The 12603-nt window shown below is 64.6% G+C and carries 14 protein-coding genes; 4 read left to right on the plus strand and 10 right to left on the minus strand.

The features are described 5' to 3' along the window. Nucleotides 1-98: 98 nt before the first annotated feature. The 7 genes from soxB to NO357_RS16005 form a co-directional block, all read right to left on the minus strand. Complete coding sequence (gene soxB / locus NO357_RS15975; RefSeq protein WP_306736703.1) at nt 99-1796, minus strand: thiosulfohydrolase SoxB; 1698 nt, start codon at nt 1794-1796, stop codon at nt 99-101. Nucleotides 1797-1968: 172 nt separating this feature from the next. Next, nucleotides 1969-2823, minus strand: a complete 855-nt coding sequence (soxA, locus tag NO357_RS15980) for a sulfur oxidation c-type cytochrome SoxA (RefSeq protein WP_306736704.1) — start codon at nt 2821-2823, stop codon at nt 1969-1971. A gap of 60 nt (nt 2824-2883) precedes the next feature. Continuing rightward, nucleotides 2884-3213 (minus strand): thiosulfate oxidation carrier complex protein SoxZ, encoded by a 330-nt coding sequence (gene soxZ / locus NO357_RS15985; protein ID WP_306736705.1) that lies wholly within the window; start codon nt 3211-3213, stop codon nt 2884-2886. A gap of 19 nt (nt 3214-3232) precedes the next feature. Further along, nucleotides 3233-3655, minus strand: coding sequence for a thiosulfate oxidation carrier protein SoxY (gene soxY / locus NO357_RS15990; RefSeq protein ID WP_306736706.1), 423 nt, complete (start codon nt 3653-3655; stop codon nt 3233-3235). 50 nt (nt 3656-3705) lie between these two features. Next, the gene (gene soxX, locus NO357_RS15995; RefSeq protein WP_306736707.1) at nt 3706-4173 is read right to left on the minus strand and encodes a sulfur oxidation c-type cytochrome SoxX; all 468 of its coding nucleotides are present in this window, start codon (nt 4171-4173) and stop codon (nt 3706-3708) included. Between the two features lie 141 nt (nt 4174-4314). Further along, on the minus strand, nt 4315-4893 hold the full coding sequence (locus tag NO357_RS16000) for a thioredoxin family protein (protein ID WP_306736708.1): 579 nt from the start codon (nt 4891-4893) through the stop codon (nt 4315-4317). 29 nt (nt 4894-4922) lie between these two features. Continuing rightward, nucleotides 4923-5660, minus strand: a complete 738-nt coding sequence (locus tag NO357_RS16005) for a cytochrome c biogenesis CcdA family protein (protein ID WP_306736709.1) — start codon at nt 5658-5660, stop codon at nt 4923-4925. An 86-nt stretch (nt 5661-5746) separates the two neighbouring features. Here NO357_RS16005 and NO357_RS16010 point away from each other — a divergent pair, with 86 nt between their 5' ends. From NO357_RS16010 to NO357_RS16020, 3 genes are all read left to right on the plus strand, one after another. Then, nucleotides 5747-6145, plus strand: coding sequence for a thioredoxin family protein (locus tag NO357_RS16010; RefSeq protein ID WP_306736710.1), 399 nt, complete (start codon nt 5747-5749; stop codon nt 6143-6145). A gap of 83 nt (nt 6146-6228) precedes the next feature. Continuing rightward, on the plus strand, nt 6229-6570 hold the full coding sequence (locus tag NO357_RS16015) for an ArsR/SmtB family transcription factor (RefSeq protein WP_306736711.1): 342 nt from the start codon (nt 6229-6231) through the stop codon (nt 6568-6570). A 67-nt stretch (nt 6571-6637) separates the two neighbouring features. Then, nucleotides 6638-7693, plus strand: coding sequence for a YeeE/YedE family protein (locus NO357_RS16020; protein WP_306736712.1), 1056 nt, complete (start codon nt 6638-6640; stop codon nt 7691-7693). Nucleotides 7694-8020: 327 nt separating this feature from the next. On the opposite strand, the gene NO357_RS16025 is transcribed toward NO357_RS16020, so the two are convergent. From NO357_RS16025 to NO357_RS16035, 3 genes are all read right to left on the minus strand, one after another. Next, entirely contained in the window at nt 8021-9151 is a 1131-nt protein-coding gene (locus NO357_RS16025) for a YhaZ family DNA alkylation repair protein (RefSeq protein ID WP_306736714.1), read from the minus strand. Beyond that, nucleotides 9151-9930, minus strand: coding sequence for an SDR family oxidoreductase (locus tag NO357_RS16030; RefSeq protein WP_306736715.1), 780 nt, complete (start codon nt 9928-9930; stop codon nt 9151-9153). The genes NO357_RS16025 and NO357_RS16030 overlap by 1 nt, the downstream gene beginning before the upstream one ends. A gap of 528 nt (nt 9931-10458) precedes the next feature. Further along, nucleotides 10459-10812: a BrnA antitoxin family protein gene (locus NO357_RS16035; protein ID WP_306736716.1), complete on the minus strand. Its 354-nt coding sequence runs from the start codon at nt 10810-10812 to the stop codon at nt 10459-10461. A gap of 164 nt (nt 10813-10976) precedes the next feature. On the opposite strand from NO357_RS16035, the gene NO357_RS16040 reads away from it, so the two are divergent. Continuing rightward, complete coding sequence (locus NO357_RS16040) at nt 10977-12584, plus strand: peptide chain release factor 3 (protein WP_306736717.1); 1608 nt, start codon at nt 10977-10979, stop codon at nt 12582-12584. Nucleotides 12585-12603: the final 19 nt, after the last annotated feature.

Below are 12603 nucleotides of genomic sequence, written 5' to 3' on the forward strand. Positions count from 1 at the left end.
GTCGCGCCGGCCGGATCGACAACCCGCGGAAACGACAACGGCCGGGGCAAACCCCCGGCCGTGCGCGATTTTTCTTACTGGTTTGGGGCGCGCGAGCGTCAGCCCTCGACGACCTGCACGCTGGTGTTGGGCTCCAGCGTTACCGTCCCGACCTTCCGCACGTGGTTCTCGATCACGTCCCAGATCTGCGGCCCCTCGGTGCCTTCGTTGACGCTGGCCCAACCGGCCACGACATAGGTTTTCGCCGGATCAATCGCCTCGCCGGTCTTCAACAGCGTCATCTCGGTGATCCGCTCGCCCTGCGGCTTGGTCACGTCGATACGATAGCCAAGCCCGCCGATCCGCACCATGTCGCCGCCCTGCTGATAGTAGGGATCCGGGTTGAACAGGTTGTCGGCCACGTCCTCCAGGATGACCTGGATGAATTCGCCGGTCATCTCGCTGCGATAGGCCTTGCCATAGGTCATCGAGCAGACGTTCCAGATATCCTCGCGGGTGATCGGATCACCCGGCAACAGGCTCGGCCCCCAGCGCACGCCCGGGCTCATCGCGATATCGGCCTCGCGCTCGCTGATCAGCGCGTTGCAGATCAGATCGTCCCAGGTGCCGTTGAAATTGCCGCGGCGATACAGCACCTCGTCGGTATGGCCGATCACCTCGGCCAGCTTGTCGGCATGGGGCGCCCGTTGCTCGTCGATCAGCGCCGTCATCGCCGGATCGGGCGCGATCACGTCCGAGAAGATCGGGATCAGCTTGTGGCGGATGCCCATCATCTTGCCATCGCGCACATCGAGATCGACCCGGCTGACGAACTTGCCGTTCGAACCGCTGGCGATGATGAAGGTCTGCCCCACTTGCACCGGTTCGGGCAGCGCGTCATGGGTGTGACCCGACAGGATCACGTCAATGCCGGTGACCCGCCCGGCCATCTTCTTGTCGACATCGAAACCGTTGTGGCTCAGGCAAACCACCAGTTCCGCCCCCGCCGCGCGGACCTCGTCGACCATCGCCTGCATGTTCTCGTCGCGGATGCCGAAACTGTATTCCGGGAACATCCAGCGCGGGTTGGCGATCGGCATATAGGGGAAGGCCTGGCCGATCACCGCCACCTTCACCCCGCCGCGCTCGAAGAACTGATAGGGCTTGAACAGCTCCGCCGGCTCATCCCATTCGGCATCGAAGATGTTCTGGCCCAGCGCGGCAAACGGCAGCCCCTCGACCAGTTCGTTGACCCGCTCGCTGCCCAGCGTGAACTCCCAATGGAAGGTCATCGCGTCGGGCTTCAGCGCGTTCATCACGTTGACCATGTCCTGGCCTTCGGTGTGATAGCAGGTATAGGAGCCGTGCCAGGTGTCGCCGCCATCGAGCAGCAGCGCGTCCGGCCGATCGGCCCGGATCGCGTTCACCACCGTCGCCACCCGGTCCATGCCGCCGACCCGGCCATAGGTCTTCGCCAGCGCGGTGAAATCGTCATAGGTCAGCGCATAGGCCGCGGGCGATCCATCGTCGATCCCGTAGGCCCTGCGAAAATCGGCGCCGGTGACGTGCGGCATCTGTCCACGGGCCTCGCCGACGCCGAGGTTGATCTCGGGCTCGCGGAAATAGATCGGTTTCAACTGGGCATGGATATCGGTGACGTGAATGAGGCTGACATTGCCGTAAGTTTCGAACTCCAGCAGCTGGTCCTGGCTCAGCGCCTGCTGCGCCGCCAGCCGCGCCCAGTTGCCGAAGCCGCTGCTGCCCAGCAGCGCCGACGCCGCCATCGAAACCTGAAGAAAATCGCGCCGTGAGATCATGACACCGCCCTCATTCTGTTGGAAAAAAACGGCGGGCCGCCCATCACCGGCACCCCGCCCTGCTTCATCTTGCCGGAAATACTCCGGGGGGAAGTCACAAAATCCAAGGATTTTGTGACCGGGGGGCAGCGCCCCCCGGGCGAGTCGGGCCGCGCAGGCGGCCCGATCCCGATCAGTTCCGCACCGACGGGCCCTCGATGCCGAGCCCCATCCCGCGCGAAGCGACATAGAGTTCCAGTGCGATGAACTCGTCGCTACCCGGGCTGAAGGTGTGCGCACGGGTGTCGCGAATGCAGCCCTTGAAGCGCGAGTGCACCCCGTTAAGCTTGGCGTTCTTCAGACGGTAGGTCGGGAAGCCGTTGATCTGACCCTGGCTGAGATGGTCGGCCCGGATCATGTTGCCGTAATTCTCCTCGTGGCACGAGGCGCAGGACAGCTCCAGCTGGCCGTAACGGGTGTAGTAGATCTCCTTGCCCTTTTCCCAGAACGGGGCGGCGGGGCCGTCGATCGCCACGTTCACCGGCATGCCGCGCGAATGCGACGCGATCATCGCCTCGACGTCGATCGCCTTGCCGGCGTCGTATTTCCACGCCTCGGCGCCCATCCGTTCGGTGCGGCACTCGTTCATCTTCATCTGCACGGTCATCAGCGTGCCGGCCTTTTCGTCGAACTTGGGATAGCTCGCCCTGACGCCTTTCATGCTTTCCGCCGGATCGCCATGGCAATCGGCGCAGGACTTGCCTTCGCTGCCTTCGGCGGCTTCCCAGATCGCCATGCCGTTTTCGGCCCCGAGCATGCCCGGGTTGTCGAAATCGTCCATTTCCATGGCCTGGGTGTCGTCGTTGCGGAAATGCCAGCCTGACATAACCTCGCTCAGCGCACCATCCAGGTGCGCCGCCGGCGCCACCTTGGTAGCCACTTCGATTTCGCCGTTGATCACCAGCTTGTCGTCGTCCGGATCAGCCATACTGAATGTCGGCAGAGCCATGGCGACCGCAGCGATGACGGACATCGTCTTGAATTTCATACGGTTTCCTCCCTAGATTTCCGGCGCCCCACCCTTCTGCGGAGCGGGGCGCGCCTGTGCTCAGCCGACCGCGATCGACTTGCTGTCCTCGTAGACCGATCCATCGTCATCGTACCAGGTGAGCTTCATGTCACCGGCTTCCGGGATCGTGGCCTCGAACTCGAAATACGGGTTGGTCGAGATCGAGGGCTGCATTTCCACATCGATCACGCTCTTGCCGTTGAACTCGCAGGTGAAGCGATTGATGATCGAGCGCGGGATCAGGTTGCCGTCCTTGTCCTTGCGCAGACCCGATTCCATCTTGTGGCTGATCAGGGTCTTGATCGTGACGGTTTCACCGGCAGAGGCCGATTTCGGGGCTTTCACGCGGGGTTTAACACCACTTGCCATTGTCTCGTCTCCTGTTGTCTCAGCCGCCGCAGCCGCCGATGGTGACCTTTACGGTCTGGGATGCCTTCTTGAAGCTGCCGTCCGCCATCTTGGCGATCGCCATCACATCCTGGGTGCCCGCCAGGCGGATCCGGGTGCTGGCACTGGCGCTGCCGGCCAGTTCGCCGAAGTTGAAGGTGGCGACGTTCGGGTTCGGGTTGCCGCTGGCAACCAGCAGGATCGCGGCGGCGCCCTCGGCGGCCACGCCGATCGGCACGGTGTTGCCGTTTTCGGCGATCTCCGGCGCGGTCAGCGTCACGCCGCCCTCGCCTACGTCTGCCCCGCCGGTGAACCCGGCCACCACTTCCTCGACCGACGCCGCGGCGCCCACGCGCAGCGGCAGAGCGGTCAGAGCCACGGCACCGGCACCAAGCGCCAGCGTATCGCGTCGTGAGAAGCTCATTCTCTCTCTCCTTAAACTGTGTGTCTGTTGAGCGGTCGCAGGCTCACCGATCACTCTTTCAGAGTGCTCAGGAACGCGACCAGGTCTTCGATCTGCTGGGCTTCCAGAAGCGGACCGAACGTGTCGTCCGCCGCCTTGCCGGTATAACGGTTGCCCGGACGGATGAAGCCGTCGACCCTGTAATAGGCCGGCATCACCGTGCCCTCGAACGTCATCTTCGAGTTGACCAGGATTCCGCGCAGCTCGGCAACGTTCCAGCGGTCGCCGACACCGTCGAGGCTCGGGCCCACGTTGCCCGGGAAGGGCGCGTCGACCGAGCTGATCTGATGGCAGGCGATGCAGTTGCCCATCTTCTTGGACGAATAGACCTTCATCCCCTCGTCGGCATTGCCGGCGACGCCGGTCAGCGATGCCTCCACGGCGCTGCCGTTGAACACGACGTCGCCCGGCGCCACTTCCGACGCGGTTGCAGCGCCGGCGCACAATGCCGCCGCCAGTGTGAGTGTGGTAAACCTCATTTTTCCTCCCTTCGCTACCTTCGTTCCGTCAGGTTAGCTCCGACCAATCTAGGCCACATGGCCGCGAGAACGCAACAACAAATTCATAGGAATGAATTGAACGGCCGGCCGGAATATTGCGCGCGCAGGCAATATTCTTGCTCATTCACTGTCTTTTCCGGTGCGTTCCAGGAACTTTCGGGCGTGATATCTTTGGAAATCTTCCTCGTCCTGGTTCTCATAGCGCTTTTCACGCACCCAGTGGAACATGTCATAGGTGGTGTGGAAACCGAAAGCGCCCGGCATCGTCGCCACCGATGCCTGCACCGCGGTCTTGCCCGCGTCGGCCTCCTCGGGCAGGAAGATCAGCGTCGGCGTGAACAGGATGCCCCACTTGCGCATCAGCGCGCTCTGTTCGGTCTCTTCGCCGTCGAAATCGGTGGCCACGTCATTACCGTGCAGGTTCATCTGCACCACGAAGAAGTTTTCCTCGATGTAGTCCGACAGCTCGGGAACCACGAACACCTCTTCATGCATCTTCTTGCAATAGATGCAGCCGCGCTGCTCGACGAACAGCACCAGCCGCTTGCCCTCCGCGTTGGCCTCCTCCAGATCTTCGCGCAGATCCTTGAACGTGTCGCGCATCCACGGCTGTTTGTGCAGCCCGTCATCGCCGATCTCGGCCGCCGCCATACCCGCAAAGCCGACCAACATGGCCAAGGTCACCAGAAAACGCTTCATCTCTTTCCTCCCTCTTGATCCCGGGCGCCTCAACCGAGGCTGCTAAAACTCGGGAATGTCTCGACCATCCAGTTCGAAATCAGGTTCACGGTATCGGTTGCGATCAGGATGGCAAACATGATCAGCATCACGCCCATCACTTTTTCGACATAGACCATCTTCGCCCGGTGCCGCTGCATCCAGGCCAGGAACGGCCGCGCGAAAAAGGCGGCGATGACGAAGGGCGCGGTCATGCCCATCCCGAACACCGCCAGCAGCGCCGCGCCCTTGGAAATGTCACCCATGCCACTGGCGATCATCAGGATCGAGGCCAGCACCGGTCCGACGCAGGCGGTCCAGCCAAACCCGAACGCCAGCCCCATCACATAAGCGCCCAGAACGGTGGTCGGGTCGCTTTTCGACTCCATCCGCGCCTCGCGCATCAGGAAGCCGATCCGAATGATGCCCAGGAAATGCAGCCCGAAGACGAAGATCACCGCCGCCGCGACATAGGCCAGCGTTCCCTTCCATTCGGCGAAGGTCTGCCCCAGCGCCGTCGCCCCCATGCCCATCAGCATGAAGATCGAGGTCACGCCCAGCGCGAACATCAGGGCCGAGATCACCAGCCGCCGTTGCGCCCCCGGGGCGATCTCGCCGTCGCCTCGCAACTCGGCCATCGAAATGCCGGCCATGTAACTCAGGTAAAAGGGAACCATTGGCAGGATGCAGGGGGTGAAAAACGCCCCGAGCCCGGCCATCAAGGCGCCGAGATAGGTGATGTCGAGCACGGCGTTTCTTCCCTCCCTTGAAGAAATCACATTATCAGATTATGATGTGTTTAATCGTCGGTCAATCTGAAGCGGTCAGCCGTCACATGGTAAAACGCGCCGTCACTTCTCTGGTTTCGCTGTTCTGGATGGCAATCGCCACGCCGCTCGCCGCCGCCGAACTGGTGATGGTCGAGCAGAAGGGTTGCACCTACTGCATGGAGTGGCACGCCGTGATCGGCCCGATCTATCCGCAGTCCCCCGAAGGCGCCTTCGCCCCGTTGCGCCGTGTCGACCTGCGCGATGGCGCACCCGACGGCATGACCTTTGACCGTAAAGTCTCATTTACCCCGACCTTCATCCTGGTCGAGAACGGGCGCGAACTGGGCCGGATCGAGGGCTATCCCGGCGAAGATTTCTTTTGGGGCCTGCTCGGCATGATGCTCAAGGCCAAAACCGATTACCAGGCCCCGACCGCCGCGTCTTCGGCGCAAAGACAAGGTTAAGCGCCCACGCAAGGGTGCAGGACAAACAACGGAAAAGTACCCGGCCCAACAAGTCCGGTGTCCAACTGAGGGATCGTTTGAAGATGGCTCTGCCGGTATTCGATAAAGACATGAGCGAGGATGACCTCGACCGCTTCGTCGCCAATGCCACGACCGCGTCGAACTTCCTGAAAACCGTCAGCCACGAAGGCCGGCTGATGATCCTGTGCCACCTCGTGACCGGCGAGAAATCGGTGACCGAGCTCGAAGAGCTGCTCGCGGCCCGGCAGGCGGCGGTCTCGCAGCAACTGTCGCGCCTGCGGCTCGAAGGCCTGGTGGTGCCGCGCCGCGACGGCAAGGCGATCTATTACCGCTTGGCCGACAACCGCCCCAGACGTATACTCGAACTCGTTTACGAGTTGTTCTGCGCCGACGACTGCGACTAGGTCCGCCTGTCGGGCCCGTCGCGCCGGACCGGGCGCAGACGACCGAAGGAAGGACCAACGGGGCGCAATGCTCGAATATCTCAGCGAAAACGCGCTGGTCGCCCTGATCGGGCTCGCCGGTGGCCTGCTTCTGGGCCTCGCCGCCCGGCTCGGGCGCTTCTGCACCATGGGCGCCATCGAGGATCTGCTCTACGGCGGCTCCAGCCTGCGTATGCGAATGTGGGTGCTGGCGATCGGTGTCGCCATTCTCGGCACCTCGGCACTGACAGCCTCCGGCTGGCTGGTCCCGGAGCAGAGTTTCTATCTCTCGATCCGCTGGATGCCGCTGGCCTCGATCCTGGGCGGTCTGATGTTCGGTTACGGCATGGCGCTCTCGGGCAATTGCGGCTACGGCTCGATCGCCCGTCTGGGCGGTGGCGATCTCAGGGCCTTCGTCATCGTGCTGGTGATGGGGGTGTCGGCCTATGTCGTGCTCTCGGGTCCGCTGGCCGGCCTGCGGATTTGGCTCTTTCCCCAGGCCGAGGTCACCGGCCGCCCGCCCGGCATCGCCCATGCCCTCAGCGCGTCGACCGGGCTGACGGTCGGCAGGATCGGCCTGCTCACCGGGGCGCTGGTCATCGCCGGGGCACTGGCCTCGCGCGCCTTCCTCGCCAAGCCGAAAATGCTGTTCTGGGGCATGGTCGTGGGGCTTGCGATTGTCTCGGGCTGGGCCGGGACCGCATGGGTCGCGGCCACGGGCTTTGACGCGGTGCCGGTGGTGTCGCATTCCTTTGCCGCCCCGGTCGGCGAAACCTTGCTCTATGCCATGACCGCCTCGGCCCGGGCGCCCTCCTTCGCGGTGGGTTCGATTCTCGGCGTCGGCCTCGGCGCCTTCGCCGGCTCGCTGATCAAGGGCCACTTCCGCTGGGAGGCCTGCGAGGACCCGCGCGAGCTCAAGCGCCAGATCGTCGGCGCCGCGATGATGGGCGCCGGGGCGGTGATCGCCATGGGCTGTACCGTCGGCCAGGCGATCTCGGCATTTTCGGTGCTGAGCTTTTCCGCCCCGGTCACCTTCGCCGCGATCTTCGCCGGTGCCGCGGTCGGCCTGCGCCAGCTGATCGAGGGCTTCCAGCCGGCGGAATAGGCGCATGCCGGCGCGCCACGTGGCGCGCGTCCCCCGATCCAAGCGATTGCGCCGCGCGGCGCGCGTCGCCGGGGGCCTCGCTTCGCGCGGCCGGCCCTTGGGGGCTCTGCCCCCAAACCCCCGAGGTATTTGCGGAACGCAAGAAGCAAGGTTTCGTTAACTCCGTCCGGTTGGAAGCGTGGGTGCGGTACAGGCTGAGGAGCCGATGACCGCAACGGAAGAAGCTCCCGGTGGCGTTTGCCATCGGGGGTCTTTTCTACAGCACGGCTGATTTGGTTTTCTCAACCGCTCCGCCGGAGGCATCGCGCGCCGCGGCAACGGGCGGGCCTAACCCGCGTCCACGACCTCGAAATCCACCCCGCCCAGCACCCGGCCGTTGACCTGCACCTCGAGCCGGTGCGGCCCCGGCACCACCTTGACCGTGGTCGCCGCTTTCGGCAGGCGATAGCGCTTTTCCAGCCGCAGCGCCTGCCCCGGTTGCACCACCGCCTGGCCCAGCTTCATCACCCGGCGCCGCGGCGCCTGCCCCGGACCGCGATGGAAATGCACCACGTAGTCGACCAGCACCGGGCTGTCCGCGTCAGCCGCCAGCACCACGGCGAACCGCAACGGTTCTCCCGCCTGCAACCGTGCCCGGTCGAGCTCCAGCGCCGCCAGCCGCACCGGCGCATCGGCGCGATAGCCCAGCAACGCCAGCGCCCGCGCGTCGCCATCCTTCACCAGCGTCCGCAGGGCATGCGCCCGCATCCAGCCGAACTCTTCCGGCGCCTGCCGCCCCGCCGTGGCCCAGCCCTCCAGCCGGTCGATCACCACCTCTGGCATCAGCTTGCTGAGATCGTTGAGATGGTTGGCCACCGATCGCGTCACGAACCGCGTCGCATCGCCATGAAGCGCGTCGAGCAGCGGCAGCGCCCGGGCCGGATCCGCCGCGATGCCGCTGCCCCAGGGCAGTTTCGGCCGCGTGCCTTCGCTGACCAGCCGCCGCACATGGTAATGCGGATGGCCGCACCACGCCGCGAGCCGGGCAAAGACCAGATCCTCATGGGCATTGAGAAACGGCCGGATCGCGTATTCCATCGAGAAGCGCTGGGTCAGTTCCTCCAGCAGGTCCAGCGCCCGCTCCGGCCGGTCCAGCCCGCGCCGCACCACCAGTTCGCCCAGTGGCGCGTAGATGAAATCGCCGAAGTCGCCGTCGCTGAGGCCCGGATCGCAGGACGGCGGCAACGCCGCCAGGATCACCGCGGCCAAGTCTTCGAAGTCCCGCGGCAGCCGGGCGTCGAGGCATTCGGCGATCCAGCCGATCCGCGCCTTCAGCTCCAGCTCCGGCAGCCGCGCCATGACCGCTTCGGCGAAGGCGCTGGCCGCGAACCCCGGGGCCGCCGCCGCAACCCGCTGGCCCAGCCCGACGACCTTGCCGGCGTTGAACAGCTGATCGGCGAGCGAAAACCCCTGCGCCATCAGAGCGTCATGTTCACCCCGCCGCCGTCGAGCAGGATGTTCTGACCGACGATGAACCCGGCATGTTGCGAGCACAGGAAGGCGCAGGCGGCGCCGAATTCCTCCGCCGTGCCATAGCGCCCGGCGGGAATCGAGGTGCAGCGCTGCGCCTTGGCCTCTTCCATGGAAATACCCTGCTCCTGCGCCACCTTGGTATCGAGCGATATCGCCCGGTCGGTGGCGTGGATCCCCGGCAGCAGGTTGTTGATCGTCACCCCCGATCCCGCCACCTGCCGCGCGGTGCCGGCGACATAGCCGGTCAACCCGGCGCGCGCCGAATTGGAAAGCCCCAGCACCGCGATCGGCGCCTTCACGCTTTGCGAGGTGATGTTGACCACCCGGCCCCAGCCGCGGCTCATCATCCCCGGCAGACAGGCCTTCATCATCGCGATCGGCGTCAGCATGTTGGCGTCGAGCGCGCGGATGAAGTCCTCGCGCTCCCAGTCATACCACATGCCCGGCGGCGGCCCGCCGGCATTGTTCACCAGGATATCGACCTCGCCGGCGGCATCCAGCACCTGCGCCCGGCCATCCTCGCTGGTGATGTCGGCGGCCACCGGCACCACGGTGACCCCATGCGCCGCGGCGATCTCCTCGGCCGCCTGTCTCAGCGGCCCGTCGCTGCGCGCGTTCATCACCAGATTGACACCCGCCGCCGCCAGCGCCTCGGCGCAACCGCGCCCCAGCCCCTTTGACGAGGCGCAGACGATCGCCTTCTTTCCTGCAAGTCCCAGATCCATGCGCGCTCTCCCTTTGCTGATTCCCATTCGACTGTCAGCCATAAAACCCCAAGCAGCCAGCCAAGGCCAGTGCCCGATGATCGACCCGCTCAGACCATACGCGCGGCCCAACCCGTCTCCGGCAGAGACCGCCGCAGACAACACCTGCGCTCAGCCCGAGGTGCAGCCCCGGGGCCCTCGATACGTCGAGGCGGTGCCACGCACCCGAATGCCCGGGGTGGAATGGCGGTTTCGGCCCAATGCGGACCTCGGGCGTTCCGACCACAAGCCGCTTGGGCGCCGCCCCGCGGGGCGGCGCCCAAGCGGTTCGGCATGACGCTCTGTACAGCCAGATCCTTTGACCTTCAGCGGCCCTCACCGCCTCACCCGATCGCTGCCCCGGGAGCCGCAGGTCGGGAAGCGTGCAGCGTCTTCGCGGCTATCCGCGCGGAAACCCGATGAACAACTCCAGGCCGTTTTCCCTTCTCCCGCAACAGCGACAGGGGGCCAGATCCCGGGGCCCCGACTCCCAGGCCACGGCGGCACCCTCTACCCCTCCTCCTCTCCGCCCATGCGCTCGAGCAGGGCCATGAAGGCGGGCGCAACCTCGTTCTCATCCCAATGCGACGTGACGCGGCCCGCCAAGAGGGCCTGCCAGTATATCCGCAGGATCGTGTTGATCCGCGTCCCATAGCCCGGCCCCAGCTTGCGGAACCAGCGCACCATGTCGGCATCGAGCCTGAGCGTCACCTTCTCCTTCACCACCGGAAGCGGCGCCGACATGTCGAGCCCGTTCCACCCTTCAGGCAGCGACCGGTCGACCCAGTTCTCCGACAGCTCCTGCTGGAACTTGCGAAGCTCTTCCATCATTCGCACTTCGGCAACTCGCCTGCTCTCGCTCATCTCGCGCCCCCATCGTCGTTAAGATCGCGGAAAGGTCTAGCGACCAAAGGTTAACGCCGCTTCTGCCCACCGTACGCCAGACAGGAGGCCAGCCGGCGCGCCAGCCAGCCGGCCCGACGCCACCATTCTTGCCATTGCCGCATTCCTTACCTATACGCGCGCTCATGTTGGACACCGCCGCAAACCGCCCCGCTCTGCCGCCCGAAATCGCGCGGCGCCGCACCTTTGCGATCATTTCGCATCCGGATGCCGGCAAGACCACGCTGACCGAAAAATTCCTGCTTTACGGCGGGGCCATCCAGATGGCCGGCCAGGTTCGCGCCAAGGGCGAGGCGCGGCGCACCCGCTCGGACTTCATGCAGATGGAAAAGGATCGCGGCATTTCTGTCTCGGCCTCGGCAATGTCGTTCGATTTCAAGACTTTCCGTTTCAATCTTGTCGACACTCCGGGGCACTCGGACTTCTCGGAGGACACCTATCGCACCCTCACTGCCGTCGATGCCGCGATCATGGTGATCGACGGCGCCAAGGGGGTGGAAAGCCAGACCCGGAAGCTGTTCGAAGTCTGCCGGCTGCGCGACCTGCCGATCCTGACCTTCTGCAACAAGATGGACCGCGAAAGCCGCGACACCTTCGATATCATCGACGAGATCCAGGAGATGCTGGCGATCGACGTGACCCCAGCGTCCTGGCCGATAGGCATGGGTCGCGAGTTCCTGGGCTGCTACGACATGCTCAATGACCGGCTCGAACTGATGGACCGGGCCGACCGCAACAGGGTCGCGGAAACCATCAAAATCAAGGGGTTGGATGACCCTCTTCTCGAAAAACATGTGCCAGAAATCCTGCTCGAACAGCTCCGCGAAGAAGTCGAAATGGCCCGCGAGCTGTTGCCTGCGCTCGACCCGCAATCGGTGCTCGAAGGCCACATGACGCCGATCTGGTTCGGCTCGGCGATCAACTCGTTCGGGGTCAAGGAACTGATGGACGGCATCGCCACCTACGGCCCGGAACCGCAACCGCAATCCGCCGAGCCACGCCAGATTTCTCCTGAGGAAACAACGGTTTCCGGCTTCGTTTTCAAGGTTCAGGCCAATATGGACCCCAAGCACCGCGACCGGGTCGCCTTCGTCCGCCTCGCCTCGGGGCACTTCATCCGCGGCATGAAACTGACCCATGTGCGCTCGAAGAAACCGATGGCCATCACCAACCCGGTGATGTTCCTTGCCTCCGACCGTGAACTGGCGGAAGAGGCCTGGGCCGGCGACATCATCGGCATCCCCAACCACGGCCAGCTGCGCATCGGCGACACCCTGACCGAAGGCGAGGCGCTGCGCGTCACCGGCATCCCCTCCTTCGCACCGGAACTGCTGCAAGGCGTGCGCGCCACCGACCCGATGAAGGCCAAGCACCTGGAAAAGGCGCTGATGCAATTCGCCGAGGAAGGCGCCGCCAAGGTTTTCAAGCCCGCCATCGGCTCGGGCTTCATCGTCGGCGTCGTCGGCGCCCTGCAGTTCGAGGTTCTGGCGTCGCGGATCGAGCTGGAATACGGCATCCCGGTGCGTTTCGAGCAGTCCCAGTTCACCTCGGCCCGATGGGTGAGCGGCGACAAGCAAGCCGTTGAAAAGTTTACCAATGCCAATAAACAGCACATCGCGCACGACCATGATGGCGACATCGTCTACCTGACCCGGCTGCAATGGGACATCGACCGCATCGAGCGCGATTTTCCGGACGTGACCTTGTCGGCGACGAAGGAAATGATGGTTTGAACCCGGCACGGCCCGATTG

This window comes from Marimonas arenosa (genome assembly GCF_030848945.1).
GTDB classification, from domain to species: Bacteria; Pseudomonadota; Alphaproteobacteria; order Rhodobacterales; family Rhodobacteraceae; genus Marimonas; species Marimonas arenosa.